A 21924-nucleotide genomic window follows, 5' to 3' on the forward strand; every position below is an offset into this window, starting at 1 on the left:
GATGCTGGCCAGGCTAACTGCGTGTAATGACCGTCTCATCCCCGGCAGGAGCCTGGATGAGCAGATGGACAACGCCCTCGTATTGGCCCAGGACCTGGGGTTTGATGCGTTGGTCTACGACTACACCCCCGTGCCCATTGACCATAATGGTGCACTGATCACCCCTTCTGTACTGCAATTGCGCAATACGCCACCCGACTGGTACAGCCTGTGGTGCAGCGCCGGGTATTATCAGATCGACCCGGTGCAACATCTCGCGCTGTCTTCGGTTTCACCGTTTGTCTGGTCCTACGAGGCCAAGGCCGACACCGCGCTGCAAAAGATCATCGACCCCTGCCACGCCCCCGTTTCCAGCTACCTGCATGACCGGCAGTTGACCTGCGGTGTCAGCGTGCCGATCCATTTGCCCCGGGGCGGCTTCGCTTCGCTGACCGGCCTGCGCACCGGCAAGGCCAGCACGGTGTTGCAGGATGCCCGCCAGACCTTGTCGGAATTCAACCTGATCACCCACGCCTTCCAGGAAGCGGCCTACCCGTTATTCAGCAAGGAACTGCGCTCCTACCCCCATATCCACCTGACCAAACGTGAGCGCGAATGCCTGAAGTGGGCCGCCGACGGCCTGACCGCCGCCGAAATTGCCACCCAACTGAGCCGGTCGCTGGCGGTCGTCACCCTGCACCTGGCGTCGGCCATGCACAAACTGGGGGCGAAAAACCGCGTTCAAGCGGTGGTGCGGGCCACCCATTACCGGCTGCTGGAAGACTGATCCGAAGGAAAAACCTAGCTGTTTTGCTAGTTACTTAAACATCGCGTGCCGACTATCGTGTACCTGATCATTTTTTCTCAGGGCAGGGCACGAAATGGAATTCATCGAAACAATCCGCGAAGGCTATGCCGCCTTCCGCGACTACCAGACCTGGTATCGGGTGACCGGCAATCTGGACAGCGGCCTCACGCCGCTGGTGATCCTCCATGGCGGCCCGGGCTGTACCCATGATTATGTCGACGCCTACAAGGACGTTGCCGCCAGCGGCCACGCGGTCATTCACTACGACCAACTGGGCAATGGCCGCTCCACCCACCTGCCCGACAAAGACCCTTCGTTCTGGACCGTCGGCTTGTTCCTGGAAGAGCTGGACAACCTGCTGGACCACCTGCAGATCAGCAACAACTACGCGATCCTGGGGCAATCCTGGGGCGGCATGCTCGGCAGCGAGCACGCCATTCTGCAACCCAAGGGCCTGCGCGCGTTTATCCCGGCCAACTCGCCTACCTGCATGCGGACCTGGGTCAGCGAAGCCAATCGCCTGCGCCAATTACTCCCCGAAGGCGTGCACGAAACCCTGCTCAAACACGAACAGGCCGGCACCTACCAAGACCCTGAATACCTGGCGGCTTCGCGGATTTTCTATGACCAGCACGTGTGCCGGGTCAACCCATGGCCGGAAGAAGTGGCTCGCACGTTCGCCCAGGTAGACGCCGACCCGACGGTGTATCACGCCATGAGCGGCCCGACGGAATTCCATGTGATTGGCAGTTTGAAAGACTGGAACGTGCTGGATCGGCTGTCGAAGGTCAACGTGCCGACCCTGGTGATTTCCGGTCGTCATGACGAAGCCACGCCGCTGGTGGTCAAGCCGTTCCTGGATGAGATCGCGGATGTGCGCTGGGCGTTGTTTGAAGACTCCAGCCACATGCCTCATGTTGAAGAGCGGCAGGCGTGCATGGGGACGGTGGTGCAGTTTTTGGATGAGGCGTGCTCGGTGCCACGCAGAAAAGTCAGCTGAGAACACCGTGTATGTGGCGAGGGAGCTTGCTCCCGCTCGACTGCGAAGCCGTCGCAAAAGCTGGGGCCGCTTCGCAGCCCAACGGGAGCAAGCTCCCTCGCCACAATGATTGGCTGTTACACCTCGCTCGTCTGCGCCCTGCCGTGCACCGCCGCTTTTTTCGGTACTTCCTCCAGCACCGGAATCTCCTTGCCCTCGGCATCAAACAGCTTGCCGCCGCTGAAGTAATCCCCGTCCCGCAACGCCGCCACGTCCTGGAAGCACAGGCTGCGCTCAGTGCCGGCGACAAACACCGACTGCTGGTCCGAGTTGCCGGCAGTGAAGTGGTTGAACGCCAGGTTCAACAGAATGGCCATGATCGCCGACGAGCTGATGCCCGAATGGAAAATGGTCGCGAACCAGCTCGGGAAGTGATCATAGAAACTCGGCGCCGCAATCGGGATCATGCCAAAACCGATGGAAGTGGCGACGATGATCAGGTTCATGTTGTTGCGGTAATCCACCTTGGACAAGGTACGAATCCCGCTGGCAGCCACGGTGCCAAACAGCACGATCCCGGCACCGCCCAACACCGACGTCGGCACCGCCGCAATCACCCGGCCCATGAACGGCAGCAGGCCGAGAATCACCAGGAATATCCCGCCGGTGGCCACCACGTAGCGACTCTTGACCCCGGTCACCGCCACCAGCCCGACGTTCTGGGCGAACGCACTTTGGGTGAACGAACCGAAGATCGGCGCAAACATGCTCGACAGCATATCCGCCCGCAGGCCGTTGCCGAGGCGTTTGGAGTCGACCTTGGTGTCGATGATTTCGCCCACGGCGAGGATGTCCGCCGAGGTTTCCACCAGCGTCACCATGACCACGATGCACATGGAAATAATCGCGGCCAGGTGGAACGTTGGCATGCCGAAATGGAAGGGAGTGGGAAAGCCGAACATCGGGCCCTGGGTCACGCTGGAGAAGTCAGCCATGCCAAGGAACACCGCGATGACCGTGCCGATCACCATTGCCAGCAGGATCGACAAGCGCGAGATGGTTGCGCTGCCGATCTTGCTCAACAGCAACACCAGCGCCAGGGTCAACGCTGCCAGACCGATGTTCGCCATGCTGCCGAAATCGGCGGCGCGGCTGTTGCCGCCCATGGCCCAGCGGGCGGCGACGGGCATCAGTGTCAGGCCGATGGTGGTGATCACAATCCCGGTGACCATCGGCGGGAAGAATTTGGTTATTCGCGAGAACACCGGGGTAATCAGCAAGCCGATCAGGGACGCGGCCATCACCGCGCCGAGAATCGCCGGGATGCCGCCCGCGCCGTCGCTGCCAACAATCGCCACCATGGTCGCCACCCCGGCAAAGGACACCCCTTGCACCAGCGGCAACTGGCAGCCGAAGAACGGCAGCCCCAAGGTTTGCAGCAGGGTGGCCAGGCCACCGGCAAACAGCGAAGCGGCGATCAACAGCCCGATATCGGCCGGCGACAACCCGGCCGCCTGGCCGACGATCAACGGCACGGCGACGATGCCGCCGTACATGGTGAGCACATGCTGCAGGCCGTAAGCCATGTTGGCCGCGACGCCGAGATTCTCATCTTCTGGCCGCTGCGGTGACGCCTTCGGGATAGTCATGGTGAGGGGGTCTCTGTTTTTGTTGTGCACTCACTGTATGCAATAGAAAGATTGGATGTCCATAGAGTTGTATACAATCATTTTCACAAAGTGATCATCAACGGCGTTACAAAAATCCATTCAGCCGCCCTGCCCTGTGGCTCGAAGCGCTGCGCACAAGGACTTGAAAAAAATGCTCAACCGCAAGCTGCGCATTCACGCCCCGGCGATTTACTACTTCGACATGGTTCGCCGCTGCCACTCGATCCGCGAAGCCGCGCGGCGCCTGAACGTGGCGTCGTCGGCGGTGAACCGGCAGATCCTCAAGCTGGAAGACGAAGTAGGCGCGGCGCTGTTCGAACGGCTGCCCGGCGGGCTGCGCCTGACCGCAGCCGGCGAGATCCTCACGCGCCACGTGGGTTTTGTGCTGCAGGATGTGGAGCGCGTGCGGGGCGAGCTGGAGGGTTTGAACGAGGTACAGACCGGCCATGTGGAAATTGCCACGGTGGAAGGCGCCACCGTGGAACTGCTGCCTGCCGCCCTCAAGCGCATGCGGGAGCGCTATCCGAACGTGACCATTGGCGTCACGGTGCAGGGGTCGCAGTCGATACCCGGGGCCGTGATTAATGGCCAGGCCGACCTGGGATTGGCGTTTGCCTTACCGCGCAGCAGCGAAACCATCCAGGTGTGCGTCGGGCATTTCCGTCTTGGCGCGCTGATGGCGCCAGGGCATCCATTGGCCGGCGAGACCCGCGTGAGTTATGCGCGCTGTTGCGAACACGGGGTGATCCAGGCCAAGAGCGAGCTGTCGGTTCATCACCTGATCGCGCCGCTGCACACGCGTTCGGCGGCGTCGAACAAGCCGCTGCTGCACAGCAACTCCATGGAGTTGGCCCGGCAATTGGCCCGCCAGCAGTTGGGCATCGCCTTCCAGACCCGCATCGGCGTAGAGGTTGACCTGGCACGTGGCGAACTCTTGCACATACCACTCAGCGACCAGGGCGGGATCTTCAGCGACCTCGGCCTGTACGCCCGCAAAGGCAGGGATTTACCGATTGCGGTGCAAGCCATGGCCCACCTGTTCAGTGAAGAAATCAGCCTGCGCGAACACCAGGAAACACCCTGGACGCCGCGTATTTCCTGACTTCAGGGCCAGCTTCAGTGCTGCCGTTTTGGCATCGGCCCAGGCGAGATTCTGTTCTTTGGAACCCACAACGGATGTGCGGATACTGCGCCCGGCGACCTTTGCACGGTTGCCATGAGCCAAAACGCCAAAGGAATTAAAACAATGAAAAAGGCACTGCACGGCGCAACCGTATTGCTCACGCTCTTCGGCGGCGGGGAGGCTGTCGCGCTGGAGTGGATGAACAACAGCCTGGGGTTTCGCTACGGCCAGCAGTTCACCAACCCGAACAACCCGGATGAATTCAGCAAGCGCATTTACAGCTTCACCCACGCCAGTGGTTACCAGTACGGCAGCAATTACCTGAACCTCGACGTGTTCCTGTCCGACAGCCGCGACCCGCGCAAGGGCACCGACCACGGTGGCAGCGAGGTGTATGCCGTGTACCGGCACCAACTGTACGCATCACGGGTATTCGATGTGCCGCCGGGCACCGGGGCGATCAAGGATTACGCCCTCACCTTCGGCTTTGACGCCAACCGCAACAACAACCTGGCGTCGGCGAAAAAGCGTGCACTGGTGATTGGCCCGACGTTGAAATTCAACACCGTCGGCGTGCTGGACCTGAGCCTGATGTACTACAAGGAACGGAACCATTCCGGCATTCCCGGGGCGAAAGAACCCGACCATACCTTCGACGATACCTACCTGCTCAACCTGACCTGGATGCGACCTTTCGAGATCGGCAACCACGGGGCGAAGTTTCAGGGCTTTATCAATCACGTCGGGGAAAAGGGTAAAGACTTCCATGGCCGCGACACCGCGCCGGAAACCCTGATGCGCACCGCGCTGATGGTGGCGGTGCGCCCGGGGAAAAGCGTCAAGCCCAACCTGTACCTGGGTGTTGGGTACGAGTACTGGCATAACAAATTCGGTGTGGACGGCGGCCGGGGCAGCCGCACATCGACGCCGACGGTGAACATGGAAGTGACGTTCTGACGCACGCCACTCACCTTGAAGTGCGAATCAAATAAATGTGGGAGCAACTGTCTTGATGACTGATCATTCCCGCGCTGATCGCTCCCACGCTCTGCGTGGGAATGCATCCCGTGACGCTCTGCGTCACCACAGCGCAAGGCTTGAGCATTGCATCGTCAGCTGGACGCAGAGCGTCCGAGGCCGCGTTCCCCCGCAGAGCGTGGGAACGATCAATGTGGGGGCTTGCTCGCGAAGACGGTGTGTCAGGCAATAAATGTATCGACGGGCACGCCGCCTTCGCGAGCAAGCCCGCTCCCACATTTTGACTGCATTATCAGCTCAAGCCGTCGCAAGCTCCGAATCACTGTCCTTCGGCCGGGCCATCCAGTAACCCAACACCGCCAATGGCGCGGTCGCCAGCATCACGATCGCTGTGATGAACAACGGCTGGTCGATCATCGACGACACGATCAGGCTCGCGAGGAAACACAGGCCCAACTGCAAGGTGTTCTGCAAGGCGGCTGCCTTGCCGGAATTTTCCGCAAACGGCATCAGCGCATTCGCCACCACGATCGGGTAGCTGGCACCGTTGACCAGCGCCATCAGGCAGAACGGAATCAGCAAGGTGGTGAGGGTCGGCACGGTCAAGGTGGCCACCAGGTACAGCGCCACCATGCTCACGCAGTACGCCAGCAGCAGCCACGGTAACAAGGTCTTGCCCTGGAAGCGCTGCAACGCGCTACGGCAACTGTAGCCACCGATCAAGAACGACAGGGTCGGCAGTATGTAGCTCAAGCCGATGTCATTGGGGCTGTAGCCCATACCGCCGAGGATGAACGGCGAGGCGGTGAGCCAGGCGAAGAAACTGGCCGAGCACGCGGCAAAGATCATCACGTTGCCGGTGAACACCCGCGACTTGAGCAACTGCCCATAACCAAGCCGGGACGGTTCGCCATCGGTTGCCAGGCGTTTCGGCAGCGGCTTGAGAAACAACGTCGGCAACAGCAACAACAGCGACACCACCAACAATACGCCGAAGATCGCCTGCCAGCCCCAGTGGTTCAACATCAGCGCCCCCAGCAGTGGCGCGAGGGCCGGTGACAGGGACATCAGCGGCATGATGCCGGCGAATACTCGATGAGCCTTGTCCGCCGGGTAGCGGTCAATCACCAGCGCTTGCCAACTGACGGCGGCGGAACACACGCCAATCGCCTGCACAAAACGCAAGGCCAACAGCTGCGGTGCGGTCTCGACCCAGAACATGCCCAGGCAACCGAGCACAAACAGGGAAAGGCCGGTGAGCAGCACCGGTTTGCGTCCCAGCCGGTCGGACAGCGGCCCCCACAACAACTGCCCAACCGCAAAGCCCGCGAGGAAGATGCTCAGGCTCGCGCCCACCGCGCCGGGGGAAATCTGCAGTTGCTCGCCCATGGCGCCAAACGCCGGCAAGTACATGTCCATGGCCAGATAGCCGAGCATGCTCAGCCCCGCCAGGTACCAGGTGAATCCAAAAGAGTTTTTCATTGAAGCCTTGTATAACCTGCCATCAAACTATTTGCTGACTGGCGCCTATTATGAAGCTGACCCGTTCGATGTGAAGCGAGAATAATTGGACTCTCTTATCAATAATTTTGAAGGCAACTTCCATGTGGTCTGAATATTCCCTGGATGTGGTGGATGCCGTGGCCCGCCATGGCAGCTTCAGCGCCGCCGCCCAGGAGCTGCACCGGGTACCGTCGGCCATCAGCTACACCGTGCGGCAAATCGAAGAATGGCTGGCGGTGCCGCTGTTTGTCCGACGTCATCGGGACGTGGAGCTGACGCCCGCCGGTAAATTGTTCGTCGAGGAAGCCCGCGGCGTGATGAAAAAAATGCTCGGCACCCGGCGGCTGTGCCAGCAAGTGGCCAATGGCTGGAGCGGCCAGTTGAAAGTCGCGGTGGATTCCATCGTCAAACAGCAACGCTGCCGGCAACTGGTGCTGGATTTCTACCGCCAGTTCCCCGAGGTGGAATTGCTGCTGGACTATGAGGTGTACAACGGCGTGTGGGATGCCCTGGCCGATGACCGTACCGACATCGTGATCGGCGCCACCAGCGCGGTGCCGGTGGCCAGTCAATTCACGTTTCGCGACATGGGCCTGTTGAACTGGTTGTGTGTGGTCAGCAGCCGGCATCCGCTGGCGGCGGCAGAAGGCTTGCTCAGCGATGACCAATTGCGGCCCTTCGCCTCCCTGTGCATGACCGACACCTCACGCAACCTGCCCAAGCGAGACACCTGGACCCTGGATAACCAGCGCCGCCTGGTGGTGCCGCACTGGGCCTCGGCAATTGATTGCCTGCGGGACGGCCTGTGTGTCGGCATGGCGCCGGCGCACCTGGTGCAACCCTGGATCGAGCGCGGCGAACTGAGTGCCCTGCACCTGTCCCGGCCCTTCCCCGCCAGCCCGTCATGCGTGGCGTGGGCGCAGAACAAACTGTCGCCGGCCATGGCCTGGTTGCTCGACTACCTGGGGGACACCGAAACCCTGAATCAGGAGTGGTTGAACGGGGTGCAGGTGGGTTCCGGCTACCCCGTTTGATCAATCCAATAACCGGGAAAGCGCCCGCACGATCATTTCCACTTCCTTGCCGTCAATGGTCAACGGCGGCAGCAGGCGGATGATCTTGCCCCGTGTCACGTTGATCAGCAGGCCATGCTCGTGCGCCGCGCGTTGGGCCAGGTCGCGCTGAGGTGTCGCCAGTTCGATACCGATCATCAGCCCTTGCCCGCGAATCGCCAGCACCTGGGGATGCTCGCTCAATTCCACCCGCAGGCGCGCCAGCAACCGTTCGCCCTGTTGCGCCGCGTTGTCCAGCAAGCCTTGCTCTTCAATGATTTCCAGCACCGTACACCCCACGCGGCAGGCCAACGGGTTGCCGCCGAAAGTGCTGCCATGGCTGCCGGGGGTAAACAGTTGCGCCACGGCGGCCCGGGCCAGGCACGCACCAATCGGCACGCCGTTGCCCAGGCCTTTGGCCAAAGTCATCACATCGGGCACGATGCCTTCATGCTGGAAGGCAAACCAGCGACCGGTGCGGCCGATTCCGGTCTGGATCTCATCAAGCATCAACAACCAGCGCTGCCGGGTGCAGTGCTCGCGCAAGGCTTTCAGATAGCCCGGCGGCGCGACCTGCACACCGCTTTCGCCCTGGATCGGCTCCAGCAGCACCGCGACAATGCGCGGGCCGAATGCCTCGGTTACCGCTTCCAGCGCCTTCAAATCACCGAAGCCGACCTTGATAAAGTCCCCCGGCAACTTTTGAAACCCCAGCCGCACGGAAGGCCCGTCACTGGCAGACATGGTGCCCAGGGTGCGTCCGTGAAAGGCGTTCTCCATCACCACCACCAGCGGCTGTTCGATGCCCTTTTTCCAGCCATGCAGCCGGGCCAGCTTCAGCGCCGTCTCGTTGGCTTCGGCACCGGAGTTGTTAAAGAACGCCTGGTCCAGCCCGGAAAGCTGGGTCAGTCGCTGGGCCAGTCGCTGCTGCCAGTCGATGCTGTAGAGGTTGGAGGTGTGCAGCAGCAAACCGGCCTGCTCACTGATGGCCGCCACCAACCGAGGGTGGGAGTGGCCCACGTTGGTCACCGCCACACCCGCCACGGCGTCCAGGTATTCGCGGCCCTGCTGGTCCCACAGGCGCGTGCCAAGGCCACGGGTAAAACTCAGGGGCGACGGTTGATAAGTGGTCATCAGGCAGGCGGCGGTCATGGCGTCAGGCTCCAGTGCATCGTAGTGATGGCACCAGTATCGTTAGCCACCCAAGCTGGATAAACTGCGCAATCCTGCAATGACTTTGAACCAAGGCTTGATAATGGATCTGTTCCAGGCGATGACGGTGTACGTAAAAGTGGTGGAAGCCGGCAGCATGACGGCCGCGGCTCAGTCGTGCGGCATGTCCACCACCATGGTCGGCAATCACCTGCGTGCGCTGGAACAACGCCTGGGGGTCAGCCTGCTCAAGCGCACCACGCGCAAGCAAAGCCTGACCGAGTTTGGCGGGATTTATTACCAGCGTTGCCTGGAGGTGCTGGGGTTGGTGGCCAGCTCCGAACAACTGGCCGAACAGGCGCACAGCGACGTCCCCAAGGGCCTGCTGCGGCTCACTGCCCCGCCCGCCTTTGGCGCCGAACGCCTGGCACCGGCGCTCAGCGAGTTTTCCCGGCGCCACCCGCAGATCCAGCTGTATGTGATGTTGAGCAATCAGTCCATGGACCTGATCGACAGCGGCTTCGATGCGGCAATACGCCTGGGCGAATTGCAGCCTTCCAGCCTGATCGCCCGGCCGTTGCAGGACTACACCATGGCCCTGTGTGCCTCCCCGGACTATCTGGCGCGCCGCGGCACACCGCGGGTACCGGAAGACTTGCAACAGCATGACTGCCTGGCGTTCGCCTACCCGTCACACGACGACTGGCGCAATGCCGACCGGATCTGGCGCCTGCGCGGCCCCGAAGGCACAGTCGAAGTCCCCATTTCAGGCCCGATGACCATCAACAGTTCCCAGGCCTTGCGTCGCGCAGCGGTGCAAGGCATGGGCATCGTGATGCTGCCCGACGCACTGATCGGGCCCGACTTGCTGAACGGCAACCTGATCGCCCTGCTGCCGGGCTATCACCCGCCCCATCGTCCAACACATCTGCTCTACGCCCAGGACCGCTATCGCCTGCCCAAACTGCGGGCGTTTGTGGATTTCGTCATGGAGAAGTGGGCGCGCTAGAGGTTCACCCCCAGTTCAAGCAAGCGTTCGCGGGTGTGCCCGGCGGACACGTGATGAATCCCCTGCCAGCCCAGGGCAATGGCCGCCTCGATATTGCCCGCCACATCATCAATAAACACCACCTCGGCCGGCTGGATATCCGGCAGATGGGCACGCACCTGCGCCAGGCTGGCGTGGTAGATCGCGGGGTCCGGCTTGATCAGCTTGATTTCGCCAGACACGACGATGTCACGAAAATACTGCAGGAACGGATAGTGGGCGCGGGCATAGGGAAAAGTCTCGGCGGACCAGTTGGTCAGGCCGAACAGCGGCATTTTGGCTTCATGCAACGCTTCCAGAATCGCCACGCCCTCAGGCAATGAGCCACGCAGCATCTCGTGCCAGCGGTCGTAGTACGCCTGGATCAAAGGCTCATGCTGCGGGTGTTCGGCAATCAACGTACGGGTCGCCTCGGCCAGGCTGCGGCCGGCGTCCTGCTCGGTGTTCCAGGCCTGGGTACAGACGGTGTCCAGGAACAGCTGGCGTTCCTGGTCGTCGGCAATCAACTGGCGGTAGAGATGGTGCGGGTTCCAGTCGAACAGGACACCGCCGAAATCAAAAACGACTGCACGAATCGTCATGAAGATCCTCCGTTAGTGGGTGTGATAACGGTCGCAGTCTGGCATGCCACGCATAAAAAAGCGGCCCCTGGAGGCCGCTTCTTCGTTACCCGAAACCCTTAGGCCTGAACCAGGCCCTGGATCTTCACGGTCGGGTTGACGTCAGCGTCGTAGTCCACGCCGTCGATCTCGAAACCGAACAGACGCAGGAACTCCGCCTTGTAGCCGGCAAAATCGCTGATCTCGTTGACATTGTCGTCGGAGACCTGATTCCACAGCGCCGCGACCGCGTCCTGAACCTTCGGCTCAAGTTCCGCGAGGTCGGCACGCAGGCGGCCATCGGCGTCGAGCTTGGGCTCTTTGCCATACAGGCTGTCCTTGAACAGGCCGTACACCTGCTCGATGCAACCTTCGTGGGTGCCCTGCTCTTTCATCACTTTAAACAGCAGCGACAGGTACAGCGGCATGATCGGGATCGCCGAGCTGGCCTGGGTGACCACGGCCTTGAGTACCGACACACGGGCGTCGCCCTTCAGTGCAGCCAGGTTGTCGCGCAGGGTCAGGACTTTCTTGTCCAGGTCCTTCTTGGCTTCGCCGATGGAACCGTTCCAGTAGATGTCCTGGGTCAGTTTCTCGCCGAGGTAGGTGAACGCGGTGGTCTTGGCGCCTTCGGCCAACACGTCGGCGTCACGCAGGGCGTCGATCCACAGCTGCCAGTCTTCGCCGCCCATGACTTTCACGGTGCCGTCGATTTCTTCCTGGGTGGCCGGCTCAAGGGTGGTGTCCACCACAACGCCCTTGTCGGTGTTGATACCGCGCAGGGTCACGGCCTTGCCGATCGGTTTCAGGGTGGAGGTGTGCACCACGCCTTGGGGGTCGGTACGGCGTGGCGCGGCCAGGCTGTAGACCACCAGGTCGATCTTGCCCAGGTCTTTCTTGATGGTGTCGATGGTCAGGCGCTTGATCTCGTCGGAGAACGCATCGCCATTGATGCTCTTGGCGTACAGGCCTTTTTCCAGTGCAAATTTCTCGAAGGCGGCGCTGTTGTACCAGCCGGCGGAGCTGAGCTTGCCCTCTTCGCCTTCTTTCTCAAAAAACACGCCCAGGGTGTCGGCGCCGCAGCCAAAGGCAGCGCTGATGCGCGCAGCCAGGCCGTAGCCGGTGGAAGCCCCGAGGACCAGCACCTTTTTCGGGCCGCCTTCAATGGCACCGTGTTTGGTCACGTAGTCGATCTGCTCTTTGACGTTCGCTTCACAGCCAACCGGGTGAGCGGTCACACAGATAAAGCCACGAACCCGCGGTTTGATGATCATAAAATTTCTGCCTCTTCCAAGGTGCCGAAGGCCAATGGTGGCCATTACAGCGTCAATCGTACGGATCATAGACGTCCGGAAAAACGAAGCGTCACGATAGTCGCAAATCTTCTGTTCACAAAATGCTATCTGCAACCCTGCTGATCCGGCTAATCGCCGAGGTGCTTTATAGGGACAACGGTAAAAAATTGTGCAATGACTTCACAAATTTCCAGCATTTAAAACGCCACCTGAGCGCGATAACACCCTATCATGACCATATTATTTCGATATGTTTCAGCTCGGGCATGATGCCCTACGGGTTGACTGACTCCTTTGCCTGGCCTGCCAGTCGATCGCGGACGTTTTTGAAGCAATCGAAAACCGTCCGATGGAGCCTGGTTTCATGAGTAAGAGTGTCATCCGCAAACGACTGGCGTCCGCCGCCTGGGTCCTTGGCGTTCTGCTGTTCATCTATTGCTTCCCGAAAACCACCCTGGTGTTTCTGCTGCTGGTGGTGTTCTGCGGGCTGTATGACTTCCTGCGCAACGGCCTGTACGACGGCCAGACCATCAAGAAGTACTTCATCGGCAACGGCCGCAATACCTGGCTGCTGGCGCCGTTCAACACGCTGTTTGACCTGCTGAGCCAGCGCAACCGCCACGTGTACAAGATGAACGACCTGCCGCCGGCCTGGCGTGAAGACCTGCAAAAGGTCATCGACGACGCCATGGCCAACAAAGACGAAATCATCCAGTACCTGGATGAGCGCATGGCCGAGAAGAAGCGCGGCATGCTGTTCTTCCAGTGGTACGGTCGCCCGATCGAAACCACCCTGGATATCCCGCAACTGCGGGAAAAACTGCCCTACGTGAAAACCATCGGCGTGTCGGTATTCAATGAAAACCGCTCCACCTCGTTTCACTTCGGCCCGCTGCGCATGATGTTCCGGGTGCTCTACAACATGGCACCGGCGCCGCACCACGACGGCGTTTACATCCAGGTCGGCAAGCACAAGCACTACTGGCACGATAACCCGCTGTTCATCTTCGATGACACGTTGATGCACGCGTCCTTCAACAAGAACGACGCCAAGCGCTACTGCCTGTTCATCGATATCGTGCGGCCCACCCTGGTGCCGTCCGTGCTCAATGGCCTGATCGCCGGTTTTGCCGGCGCGGTCTTTACCTTGCGACGCTTTTTCTACAAAAACTGGAAGCTGATTCAGTAACTTCTGCGGCATGATGGTGCGCGACGGTGTTTGCGCTCGGCTCCAGTGCCGAGGAAAATGCCAGTCCAATGCGACCGAAAACGGCGCGCACTATCCTCAAGCCACTGGCCTTCCATGGTCCGGTGGCTGTGCTTTCAGGGAATCAGAATGCCCCAAAGACAAGTCATCAATGCCTCCGTAAGCCCTAAAGGCAGCCTTGAAACGCTGTCGCAACGTGAAGTCCAGCAACTGAGCGAAGCCGGTACCGGCAGCATCTACACCCTCTTCCGTCAATGCGCCCTGGCCATCCTCAACACCGGCGCGCATATCGACAACGCCAAGACCATCCTCGACGCCTACAAAGATTTCGAAGTGCGCATCCACCAGCAGGACCGCGGCGTACGCCTGGAACTGCTGAATGCCCCGGCCGACGCCTTCGTCGATGGCGAAATGATCGCCAGCACCCGTGAGATGCTGTTCAGCGCCCTGCGCGACATCGTCTACACCGAGAACGAACTGGACAGCCAGCGCATCGACCTGAGCAGCTCCCAGGGCATCACCGACTACGTGTTCCACCTGCTGCGCAACGCCCGCACCCTGCGCCCGGGCGTCGAGCCGAAGATCGTGGTGTGCTGGGGCGGGCACTCGATCAATACCGAAGAATACAAATACACCAAGAAAGTCGGCCACGAACTAGGCCTGCGCAGCCTCGACGTGTGCACCGGCTGCGGCCCCGGCGTGATGAAAGGCCCGATGAAGGGCGCGACCATTTCCCACGCCAAGCAACGCATTACCGGCGGGCGCTACCTGGGCCTGACCGAGCCGGGGATCATCGCCGCCGAGGCGCCGAACCCGATCGTCAATGAGCTGGTGATTTTGCCGGACATCGAAAAGCGCCTGGAAGCCTTTGTGCGCGTCGGCCACGGCATCATCATCTTCCCGGGCGGCGCCGGTACGGCCGAAGAGTTCCTGTACCTGCTGGGCATCCTGATGCACCCGGACAACCACGACGTGCCGTTCCCGGTGATCCTCACCGGGCCGAAACACGCCGCGCCGTACCTGCAACAGCTGCACGCGTTCGTCGGCGCCACCCTCGGCGAAGCGGCCCAGGCCCATTACCAGATCATCATCGACGATCCGGCTGAAGTGGCACGCCAGATGACCGTCGGCTTGAAAGCGGTCAAACAGTTCCGCCGTGAGCGCAACGATGCATTCCACTTCAACTGGCTGCTGAAGATCGACGAAGGCTTCCAGCGTCCGTTCGACCCGACCCACGCCAACATGGCCAGCCTGCAACTGAGCCACGCCCTGCCGCCCCATGAACTGGCGGCGAACCTGCGCCGGGCGTTCTCCGGGATCGTGGCGGGCAACGTCAAGGACAAGGGCATCCGCCTGATCGAACAGAACGGGCCGTATGAGATTCATGGCGACCCGGCGATCATGAAACCGCTGGATGAGTTGCTGAAGGCGTTTGTGGAGCAGCACCGGATGAAACTGCCGGGCGGCGCTGCGTATGTGCCGTGCTATCGCGTGGTGCAGTGAGTCAGCGCTGAACCGCGACGCACTTGATCTCCAGCAGCAAGCCCGGGTTGGCCAGTTCTGATACGCCAATGACGGTCCAGGCGCACAACCCTCGGGGGAACAGGCGGTTTTTCACTTCACGGAAAACCGCCATGTGTTCGCTCAGGTTCACGTGGTAGGTGGTCATGTCGACCACGTCCTCGAAGGTACACCCTCCCGCCTCCAATACCTGCCGCAGGCTCTCCCAGGCAGCGACGAATTGCGCCTCGGGGTCGGTGATGACCTCCAGGTTTTCCGTGCGGCCGACCTGGCCTGCGCAGTACAACGTCTTGCCGACTTTGACGGCCGGCACATAGCCGGCGCGCTCGACGATGGGTTGCATGGCGGTGGGGATGATGAGGTGGCGGTCGGTCATATGTTGTATCTCTTAAGGCTGGTTTCAGAAGTGTCGACGGGAAAAGTTCGGACTATCGTTTTACCTGTTCCGACCCACCCATGCCAGATGAGTAACCTATGGACCAATGGATCTTGCCCTCCACTATTCCTTACCCTAAGGTAAGGAGTATCACGAGAGAGGCTTTCAACATGGCGACCGCCACACTCACATCAAAAGGACAAATCACCATCCCTGTTCAAGTCCGGACCGCACTTGGGCTGGACACTGGCGACCGGGTCGAATTTGTCGAAATGGAAGAGGGCAAGTTTGCGATCATCGCGGCCAGCAAAACCGTGCTGGACCTCAAAGGGCTGATCCGCAAACCCGCCAAGCCCGTCAGCATCGAAGAAATGAACCTGGCCATCGCCGCGCAGGGGGCAAAAGCACGATGATCGGGCTGGATACCAATGTGCTGGTGCGCTATGTCACCCAGGATGATCCCGTTCAATCGCCAAAGGCCTCCAGACTGATCGAGTCCCTCACCACTGCCTCGCCGGGTTTTGTCAGCCTGGTTTCTGTGGTGGAGTTGGTATGGGTCCTCCAATCCAGCTACCAGTCGGCCAAGAGTGACGTGGTTGCGGTCCTGGAGACGCTGCTTCGCACCCGGGAACTGACGGTAGAGCACGCCGAAGTTATCTGGCAGGCACTCCGACGATTCACAAGCACCAAAGCCGATTTCGCCGACTGCCTGATTGAACGCTGCGCCCACGCAGCGGGGTGCGAATATACAGCGACATTTGACGCCAACGCGGCCAAGGCTACAGGCATGCGGCGTCTGACCTGAGACGTCGCGTTGCAGCAGCCTTCAGGCTTTGGTAGAAAATGCCGTTACCGACCTTATCCAGAGATACGACCAACGTGCGCACGCTTCTTCTCGCCGGCCTGGCATTAACGTCCCCACTGACCCTCGCCGAAGCCATCACCTGGCCCGACCTGCCCTCCACCTGCTTCGTCAGCGGCCGCTCCGCCACCAGCCAGGATGTGGATACCGGCTGCGCAGCATTTCTGATCAATGTAAAAGGCCAGGCGGCAGGCACGCCGATCAAGCTGGCTATCCCGCAATACGCGGTGCATGTCGACGAAGCCACGGGCAAGGAAACACCGGTGATCCTCATCCAGGCGGAAGAGAACGGCGATGTCAAAGCAGTGGGTTACAAGGAGCTGGGCACCGGCCAATTGGGCGCGGCGCTGCTCAGGGAAGTTCGGCTTCTGGGTACGAAGAAGCCGATTTAAGTCACGGGAATACGGTCAGCGAACCCAACCGCCGCCCTGCCAGTGATAGCCGTCATTGCGCTGCACCCAGTGGGGATGCACGTAGCGATAACCCGGGCGCTCCGGCTCCCAGTGGCCGTGAACCGCCACATAACGCCCGCCTTCCCAACGCCAGTAACCCCGCGACCACAGGTAACCTGGCCGCCCTTCGGGCTCCACCTCGATGACCTGCACCGGCGGCGGTTGCGGCGCGACGACTTCTACGTATTCACGCTGCACCGGTCGTCGATCATGCACGACCCGCTCCTCTACACACCCGGAAGCCGCGACGACCAAAGCCGCCAATGCCGCATAACGTACCAACATACAGAATCCTCGGGCGTCACCGCCCAGCGTTTACACCGGTAAAAAAATGCCCCCTTGTTCCAGCCGAGCTCCTGCTTGGCTATAAGACTTTTTAACAGGTGCCAACTGTCAGGTTGCTGAACCCACGGGTGGACGGTAGGTAAAGAAAAACTGACTTTTTCAAGAGGCACACACGATGGCCGGCTGTTTCAGGCGGACCAGAATCAGGCCTGCCACCACCACGGCGATCCCTAGATAGGTGGATGCATAAATCACGTCGCCAAACATCAGTGCGGCCCACACCAGTGTCACGGGTGGCTCCAGGTACACCAGGGCCGCCACGTGGGTGGCGCTCATGACCCGCAGCAACATCCACAGACTCAGGTAAGCCAGGAAGGTCGAAAACACCGTCAGCCAAAGGATCGAGATCCACACGCCGGGAGCCCGGGGAATGCTCAACGTATCGGTGTACAGCACGGCCGCTGCGAAGCCGATCAAGGTCAGCAATGACTGGATAAACAACGCCAGGCCAAGGTCGGCGGACTGAGCCTGGGCCGACCGGCGCTCATACAGCGTGGCCACCGTCAGGCCGAGCGCCGACACCAAGGGCAGCACGTACATCACCAGCCCTACGTCGGCCCCGCTGTTGCGGTATTGCCCTGCGATAACAATCGACACGCCGGCAAACCCGATCATCAACCCCAGCCACTGCCAACCGCTACTGCGCTCGGCCACGCTGCCCGATGACAACGCCGCCGTCATCAACGGCTGCAACGCGGCGATGATCGCCGCAATTCCCGGCGGCAAGCCGTTCTGGATGGCCACGTAGACGCAACTCAAATACAGAAATTGCGAGAGGAAACCGATCACCGCGTGATGGCGGATCCGGGCCCAGGAAACCTTCAGCAGCCGCACGTTCAAAAACAACGCCAGGCACAGCGACACCAGCAGAAAGCGCCAGAACAGGACATTGAACACACCATCACTCTGGGCTGCCAGTTTCGCGCCGATAAAGCCCGAGCTCCACGACAGCACAAACACCCCCTGTAACAGCAGCAGCCCTAAGGTCGATCGTTTCATTGAGCCTCCGGTTCGCTTGATTGACCGAAAGGCTAAGCACCGCGCATGATTCTGTATATTTGAATAACTCGCACCACTAATCCTGAAAAGTGGAATCATGAGCAAACAACTGAATATCGATCTGTTGCGCACCTTCCACGCGGTGGCCCGCTTTCAACGGTTCAACGAAGCAGCCAATCACGTGCACCGCAGTGCCTCGACCGTGACCACACAGATTCAAAAGCTCGAAGAGCAAGTCGGCCAACGCCTGTTCAGCCGCAGCAACCAGGGGGTTGAGCTGACCTTGTACGGCAGGAAACTGCTGGGTGAAACCACCGAGTTCCTCAAGAGCCACGACCGCTTGCTGGCCTCCCTGACGCCGCAACGCATGCAGGGCAAGATCCGCCTGGGTTTGCCCGATTCGTACGCGCCCGACTTCATGCAGGACTTTCTGCCCCGCCTCGTGGCCGACAACCCGCTGCTGGAACTGGAGGTGGAAGCGCGCTCCAGTGGCGAACTGCTCACCTTGTTCAGCAGCAAGCAGCTGGACCTGGCCTTGATTGTCAGCGCCCAGCCCTTGGAGCAAGGCGAGCGCCTGGGGCACATCCAACCGCTGTGGGTCGCCGCCGAGCACTTCCGCTATCCACCGCAGGCACCGCTGCCGATTGCCGTGCAACTGTCCGGTTGCCCTTATCGCGCAGCGGCCATTCGGGCGCTGAAAGAGCACGGCACTTACTATCGGGTACTACTGGAAAGCGCGAGTTCGCCCGCGGTTGAAGCGTGTATCCGCAGCGGAATGGCCGTAGGTCTGATGGAGGAAAACCGGATGGGCAAAGGATTGACGCGGGTGATCGCCGAGGCGCAATTGCCGCCGTTGCCGGTGCATCACCTGTATTTGCTTGGTGATAGCAGCAACCTGCTGGCGTTACACCTGTACGAGCAGGTCAAGGCCGGCTTCAGCAGCTAGGGCAGAAAGCGCGTGATACCTACACACCCAAGGCACTGCTTGCCCCGCGAATACGACCTATAGTCACACGACGAGCCATCTCGAAGGGTTGCTGCAAAATGCCATCTCGTCGCGTCCCTCTTTACGTGCACATTTCCTACCTGTTCGTCGGGTTGCTGCTGCTCTTTGCACTCATCAACCTCAGCTATCAATTCCTGCAGACCAAGCGGTTCATGGCCGATGAAGCGCGCCTGCGCTTTGAGATCGCCGGGCAACTCACCCTTAAAGAGTTACAGGGCTTGTATGGCCCCGCCGAACTCACCGTTCAACTGCTGTCACAGCAACGCCTGATGAGCGCCACCACGCTGGAAGCACGCCTCGACAGCCTCCCGTTTCTGGTGACGATGCTGAAAAAACAGCCGGCGGTCCGGGGTGTTTACATGGGATACGCCACCGGCGACTTTTTCATGCTGTTCCGGGGCGATGAAAACCCGACGCCCGACCCTCAGTTTGCACCGCCAGCGGGCACCGCCTGGACCCTGCAGAGCATCCAGGCGCACGAGGGCAAACGCGTCAGCGAGTTTCTGTACTTGAACGCCGACCTGTCGGTTATGGAACGCCGGGCTGACCCCACCAATCAGTTCGATCCCCGTACACGCAGTTGGTACACCGGCGCGAAGGCCGCAGGAAAGCTGTTTGTCACATCGCCCTACCCGTTTTTTGGAAGCCAGGACGTGGGTGTCAGTTTTGCCCAGCTCACGCAAAACGGTACTGGGGTCGCAGGTGTGGATATCCGCTTGCACTCCATCGACAACCTGCTGCTATCGAGCAAAATAACCCCAGGTTCCCACCTGACCCTGCTCAACCCTAAAAACGAAGTGATCAGCTCTGAAAAAGGCTCGCGGTTGATAGCCACCGGTAATGGCGAAAATCGCCTGGCGCGCCTTGATGAACTGAGTCTGCCAATGACGCAACAATTTGTGGCGGCAGCCTCCACACAACACGATACCCAGTTGAGCCTCAGCACCCGCGACGGCGAATGGCAAGGCATGCGGGTTGAACTGCCGCTGGCAGACACGGAAAACCTTTCGTTATGGATGACAACGCCGTATCGGGAGCTGATGGCCGATGCCATTGCCACTCGCAATCACGGTTTGTTTATTTCCCTGGGGTTTCTCGTGGTGGGCATCCTTGTGGCCCTGCTCATGTCCCGTGCGGCGTCCCGGCCGTTGGCGGCGTTGACCCGTCAAGCCAGGCAGATAGAGCAATTCAACTTTGAAGCCTCCACTGACGTTAAATCCAACATCGCGGAAGTCATCGACCTGGCGCATGCCATGGGCAGTATGAAGTCCACCATCCAGCACTTTCTCGAACTGTCGAGAGTGCTGTCCAGCGAGACTAACTTCCAGAACCTGCTGGCGCGTTTGCTGATGGAAATGCAGGAAACCACCGGCGCCAAAGGCGGCTTGATCTATCTCGCCGACGCCAATGCCACTCACCTGAACGTGGCACGGGTACGTTGGGGCAATGAACTGCGGGAAACCACCGGCGAAGACCCGATTGAGCTGGCCGATCACCCGACTCATCCGTTAGTGCTCGCACTCAACGCGCCACAGGCCAAGCCCGAATTGTTAACCCGGGAGAAACTCACGACCTGCTTCGGATTTCTGCCGGACATCCAAACGTCAATGACCCTTTGGGCCCTGCCGTTGAAAGACCGCAGTGGCCTGTTACTGGGTGCACTGGTCTTGCTGGTGGATGAGCACGAGCGCCGGCTGACGCCCTCGCTTATGGCGTTCGTGGAAGCCTTGTCGAGTACGGCGGCCATCGCCCTGAACACCCAGCGCCTGATCGACGAGCAGAAGACCCTACTGGAGTCGTTTATCCAACTGATTGCCGGCGCGATCGATGCCAAGAGCCCTTATACCGGCGGCCACTGCCAGCGCGTACCCGAGTTGACCAAGATGCTCGCCCATGCGGCCTGCGCTGAGAACGACGGGCCGTTCAAGGATTTCGCGCTCAACGAGGAGCAGTGGGAAGCGCTGCATATCGCCGCCTGGCTGCACGACTGCGGCAAAGTCACCACGCCTGAATATGTGGTGGACAAAGCCACCAAACTGGAAACGCTGTACGACCGCATTCATGAGATTCGCATGCGTTTCGAAGTGCTCAAGCGCGACGCCGAACTCGACTACTGGAAGGCTATCGCCGCCGGCGGAGTAGCCGAAACATTGCAAACCGAACTGACTGAAAAACTCGCGCAACTGGATGACGATTTCGCCTTTGTCGCCCAGTGCAATATCGGCGCAGAGTTCATGGCACCGGACCGCGTTGAGCGCCTGCAGCAACTGGCCAACTACATGTGGCGGCGCACCCTGTCGGATCGTATCGGCATTTCCAACGATGAAAGTGCCCGTAAGCAACACTCGGCCGAGGCACCGCTTCCCGTCATGGAGCCGTTGCTGGCAGACCGTCCCGACCACTTGTTCCCGCGCAGCCGCCACGACAGCCTGGGTGACGACAATCCCTACGGTTTCAAGGTCAAGGTCCCGGAACACCTCTACAACCGCGGGGAGCTTTACAACCTGTGTATCAGCCGCGGCACCCTGACCGAAGAAGAGCGCTACAAGATCAACGAACACATCATCCAGACCATCAGCATGCTGGAAAAGCTGCCGTTCCCCCGCCACCTCCAGCAAGTGCCGGAAATAGCCGGCGGCCACCATGAAAAAATGGACGGCAACGGCTACCCGAAACGCCTCACCCGCGAGCAAATGAGCTGGCCGGCGCGGATGATGGGGATCGCGGATATCTTCGAGGCACTGACGGCCGCCGACCGGCCTTATAAAAAGGGCAAGACGTTGTCGGAGGCCATCAAGATCATGGGTTTCATGAAAAAGGACCAGCATATCGATCCGGAGATCTTCGACCTGTTCTTGCGCTCGGGCATCTACCTTGAATACGCCCGGCGCTACCTGCCCGACGAGTTGATTGATGCGGTGGATATTCAGCCGTACCTGGACGCGAACCGGACGGAGGACGCTTAATCGG

Annotated in this window: 21 protein-coding genes; 13 read left to right on the top strand and 8 right to left on the bottom strand. The window is 60.4% G+C overall.

The window, feature by feature from the left end:
- Position 1 precedes the first annotated feature (1 nt).
- Both HX855_RS10250 and HX855_RS10255 read left to right on the top strand, forming a co-directional pair.
- Positions 2-766 carry a LuxR family transcriptional regulator gene (locus HX855_RS10250; RefSeq protein WP_177089248.1) on the top strand — a complete coding sequence of 255 codons (765 nt, stop codon included), beginning with the start codon at positions 2-4 and terminating at the stop codon, positions 764-766.
- Between the two features lie 94 nt (positions 767-860).
- The gene (locus HX855_RS10255; protein WP_177089247.1) at positions 861-1787 is read left to right on the top strand and encodes a proline iminopeptidase-family hydrolase; all 927 of its coding nucleotides are present in this window, start codon (positions 861-863) and stop codon (positions 1785-1787) included.
- A gap of 116 nt (positions 1788-1903) precedes the next feature.
- Here HX855_RS10255 and HX855_RS10260 read toward each other — a convergent pair whose 3' ends face one another.
- Positions 1904-3415 carry a nucleobase:cation symporter-2 family protein gene (locus HX855_RS10260; protein WP_177089246.1) on the bottom strand — a complete coding sequence of 504 codons (1512 nt, stop codon included), beginning with the start codon at positions 3413-3415 and terminating at the stop codon, positions 1904-1906.
- Positions 3416-3587: 172 nt separating this feature from the next.
- Here HX855_RS10260 and HX855_RS10265 point away from each other — a divergent pair, with 172 nt between their 5' ends.
- Together HX855_RS10265 and HX855_RS10270 are read left to right on the top strand one after the other, a co-directional pair.
- Positions 3588-4538 carry a LysR family transcriptional regulator gene (locus HX855_RS10265; protein WP_177089245.1) on the top strand — a complete coding sequence of 317 codons (951 nt, stop codon included), beginning with the start codon at positions 3588-3590 and terminating at the stop codon, positions 4536-4538.
- Positions 4539-4682: 144 nt separating this feature from the next.
- On the top strand, positions 4683-5516 hold the full coding sequence (locus HX855_RS10270) for a nucleoside-binding protein (protein ID WP_177089244.1): 834 nt from the start codon (positions 4683-4685) through the stop codon (positions 5514-5516).
- A gap of 318 nt (positions 5517-5834) precedes the next feature.
- On the opposite strand, the gene punC is transcribed toward HX855_RS10270, so the two are convergent.
- Positions 5835-7019 (bottom strand): purine nucleoside transporter PunC, encoded by a 1185-nt coding sequence (punC, locus tag HX855_RS10275; protein WP_177089243.1) that lies wholly within the window; start codon positions 7017-7019, stop codon positions 5835-5837.
- A gap of 122 nt (positions 7020-7141) precedes the next feature.
- Between punC and punR the strand changes: the two genes are divergently transcribed.
- Positions 7142-8074 carry a DNA-binding transcriptional activator PunR gene (gene punR, locus HX855_RS10280; RefSeq protein WP_177089242.1) on the top strand — a complete coding sequence of 311 codons (933 nt, stop codon included), beginning with the start codon at positions 7142-7144 and terminating at the stop codon, positions 8072-8074.
- Here punR and HX855_RS10285 read toward each other — a convergent pair whose 3' ends face one another.
- Positions 8075-9244: an aspartate aminotransferase family protein gene (locus HX855_RS10285; RefSeq protein WP_177089241.1), complete on the bottom strand. Its 1170-nt coding sequence runs from the start codon at positions 9242-9244 to the stop codon at positions 8075-8077.
- A 103-nt stretch (positions 9245-9347) separates the two neighbouring features.
- Between HX855_RS10285 and HX855_RS10290 the strand changes: the two genes are divergently transcribed.
- Positions 9348-10253 carry a LysR family transcriptional regulator gene (locus HX855_RS10290; RefSeq protein WP_177089240.1) on the top strand — a complete coding sequence of 302 codons (906 nt, stop codon included), beginning with the start codon at positions 9348-9350 and terminating at the stop codon, positions 10251-10253.
- Here the strand turns inward: HX855_RS10290 and HX855_RS10295 are convergent.
- The gene (locus tag HX855_RS10295) at positions 10250-10873 is read right to left on the bottom strand and encodes an HAD family phosphatase (protein WP_177089239.1); all 624 of its coding nucleotides are present in this window, start codon (positions 10871-10873) and stop codon (positions 10250-10252) included. The two genes, HX855_RS10290 and HX855_RS10295, sit on opposite strands and share 4 nt — an antisense overlap.
- Positions 10874-10971: 98 nt before the next feature.
- Positions 10972-12165 (bottom strand): enoyl-ACP reductase FabV, encoded by a 1194-nt coding sequence (gene fabV, locus HX855_RS10300; RefSeq protein WP_177089238.1) that lies wholly within the window; start codon positions 12163-12165, stop codon positions 10972-10974.
- A 385-nt stretch (positions 12166-12550) separates the two neighbouring features.
- Between fabV and HX855_RS10305 the strand changes: the two genes are divergently transcribed.
- Positions 12551-13375 (top strand): aspartyl/asparaginyl beta-hydroxylase domain-containing protein, encoded by an 825-nt coding sequence (locus HX855_RS10305; protein WP_177089237.1) that lies wholly within the window; start codon positions 12551-12553, stop codon positions 13373-13375.
- A gap of 147 nt (positions 13376-13522) precedes the next feature.
- Positions 13523-14896 carry a nucleotide 5'-monophosphate nucleosidase PpnN gene (gene ppnN / locus HX855_RS10310; RefSeq protein WP_093200293.1) on the top strand — a complete coding sequence of 458 codons (1374 nt, stop codon included), beginning with the start codon at positions 13523-13525 and terminating at the stop codon, positions 14894-14896.
- Position 14897: 1 nt separating this feature from the next.
- Here ppnN and HX855_RS10315 read toward each other — a convergent pair whose 3' ends face one another.
- Positions 14898-15290 carry a RidA family protein gene (locus tag HX855_RS10315; protein WP_177089236.1) on the bottom strand — a complete coding sequence of 131 codons (393 nt, stop codon included), beginning with the start codon at positions 15288-15290 and terminating at the stop codon, positions 14898-14900.
- A 98-nt stretch (positions 15291-15388) separates the two neighbouring features.
- Here HX855_RS10315 and HX855_RS10320 point away from each other — a divergent pair, with 98 nt between their 5' ends.
- From HX855_RS10320 to HX855_RS10330, 3 genes are all read left to right on the top strand, one after another.
- Positions 15389-15703: an AbrB/MazE/SpoVT family DNA-binding domain-containing protein gene (locus tag HX855_RS10320; protein ID WP_177089235.1), complete on the top strand. Its 315-nt coding sequence runs from the start codon at positions 15389-15391 to the stop codon at positions 15701-15703.
- Positions 15700-16095, top strand: coding sequence for a PIN domain-containing protein (locus HX855_RS10325; protein ID WP_177089234.1), 396 nt, complete (start codon positions 15700-15702; stop codon positions 16093-16095). Before HX855_RS10320 ends, HX855_RS10325 begins: the two co-directional genes overlap by 4 nt.
- A 74-nt stretch (positions 16096-16169) precedes the next feature.
- On the top strand, positions 16170-16544 hold the full coding sequence (locus HX855_RS10330) for a hypothetical protein (protein ID WP_177089321.1): 375 nt from the start codon (positions 16170-16172) through the stop codon (positions 16542-16544).
- Positions 16545-16559: 15 nt separating this feature from the next.
- Here HX855_RS10330 and HX855_RS10335 read toward each other — a convergent pair whose 3' ends face one another.
- Together HX855_RS10335 and HX855_RS10340 are read right to left on the bottom strand one after the other, a co-directional pair.
- Positions 16560-16889: a YXWGXW repeat-containing protein gene (locus HX855_RS10335; RefSeq protein ID WP_177089233.1), complete on the bottom strand. Its 330-nt coding sequence runs from the start codon at positions 16887-16889 to the stop codon at positions 16560-16562.
- 159 nt (positions 16890-17048) lie between these two features.
- Positions 17049-17948 (bottom strand): DMT family transporter, encoded by a 900-nt coding sequence (locus HX855_RS10340; RefSeq protein WP_177089232.1) that lies wholly within the window; start codon positions 17946-17948, stop codon positions 17049-17051.
- A gap of 97 nt (positions 17949-18045) precedes the next feature.
- On the opposite strand from HX855_RS10340, the gene HX855_RS10345 reads away from it, so the two are divergent.
- Positions 18046-18894 (top strand): LysR substrate-binding domain-containing protein, encoded by an 849-nt coding sequence (locus HX855_RS10345; RefSeq protein WP_177089231.1) that lies wholly within the window; start codon positions 18046-18048, stop codon positions 18892-18894.
- A 98-nt stretch (positions 18895-18992) separates the two neighbouring features.
- Positions 18993-21920, top strand: a complete 2928-nt coding sequence (locus HX855_RS10350) for an HD domain-containing phosphohydrolase (RefSeq protein ID WP_177089230.1) — start codon at positions 18993-18995, stop codon at positions 21918-21920.
- The last annotated feature ends 4 nt before the right edge of the window (positions 21921-21924 follow it).

This window comes from Pseudomonas sp. IPO3778, assembly GCF_013386825.1.
Lineage (GTDB): Bacteria > Pseudomonadota > Gammaproteobacteria > Pseudomonadales > Pseudomonadaceae > Aquipseudomonas.

Coding starts and splice junctions, on each gene's coding strand:
- HX855_RS10250 (WP_177089248.1), top strand. CDS start 2: ATGCTGGCCAGGCTAACTGCGTGTAATGACCGTCTCATCCCCGGCAGG.
- HX855_RS10260 (WP_177089246.1), bottom strand. CDS start 3,415: ATGACTATCCCGAAGGCGTCACCGCAGCGGCCAGAAGATGAGAATCTC.
- fabV (WP_177089238.1), bottom strand. CDS start 12,165: ATGATCATCAAACCGCGGGTTCGTGGCTTTATCTGTGTGACCGCTCAC.
- punC (WP_177089243.1), bottom strand. CDS start 7,019: ATGAAAAACTCTTTTGGATTCACCTGGTACCTGGCGGGGCTGAGCATG.
- HX855_RS10340 (WP_177089232.1), bottom strand. CDS start 17,948: ATGAAACGATCGACCTTAGGGCTGCTGCTGTTACAGGGGGTGTTTGTG.
- HX855_RS10315 (WP_177089236.1), bottom strand. CDS start 15,290: ATGACCGACCGCCACCTCATCATCCCCACCGCCATGCAACCCATCGTC.
- HX855_RS10335 (WP_177089233.1), bottom strand. CDS start 16,889: ATGTTGGTACGTTATGCGGCATTGGCGGCTTTGGTCGTCGCGGCTTCC.
- HX855_RS10305 (WP_177089237.1), top strand. CDS start 12,551: ATGAGTAAGAGTGTCATCCGCAAACGACTGGCGTCCGCCGCCTGGGTC.
- HX855_RS10270 (WP_177089244.1), top strand. CDS start 4,683: ATGAAAAAGGCACTGCACGGCGCAACCGTATTGCTCACGCTCTTCGGC.
- HX855_RS10295 (WP_177089239.1), bottom strand. CDS start 10,873: ATGACGATTCGTGCAGTCGTTTTTGATTTCGGCGGTGTCCTGTTCGAC.
- punR (WP_177089242.1), top strand. CDS start 7,142: ATGTGGTCTGAATATTCCCTGGATGTGGTGGATGCCGTGGCCCGCCAT.
- HX855_RS10345 (WP_177089231.1), top strand. CDS start 18,046: ATGAGCAAACAACTGAATATCGATCTGTTGCGCACCTTCCACGCGGTG.
- HX855_RS10290 (WP_177089240.1), top strand. CDS start 9,348: ATGGATCTGTTCCAGGCGATGACGGTGTACGTAAAAGTGGTGGAAGCC.
- HX855_RS10265 (WP_177089245.1), top strand. CDS start 3,588: ATGCTCAACCGCAAGCTGCGCATTCACGCCCCGGCGATTTACTACTTC.
- HX855_RS10285 (WP_177089241.1), bottom strand. CDS start 9,244: ATGACCGCCGCCTGCCTGATGACCACTTATCAACCGTCGCCCCTGAGT.
- HX855_RS10255 (WP_177089247.1), top strand. CDS start 861: ATGGAATTCATCGAAACAATCCGCGAAGGCTATGCCGCCTTCCGCGAC.
- HX855_RS10325 (WP_177089234.1), top strand. CDS start 15,700: ATGATCGGGCTGGATACCAATGTGCTGGTGCGCTATGTCACCCAGGAT.
- HX855_RS10320 (WP_177089235.1), top strand. CDS start 15,389: ATGGACCAATGGATCTTGCCCTCCACTATTCCTTACCCTAAGGTAAGG.
- HX855_RS10350 (WP_177089230.1), top strand. CDS start 18,993: ATGCCATCTCGTCGCGTCCCTCTTTACGTGCACATTTCCTACCTGTTC.
- ppnN (WP_093200293.1), top strand. CDS start 13,523: ATGCCCCAAAGACAAGTCATCAATGCCTCCGTAAGCCCTAAAGGCAGC.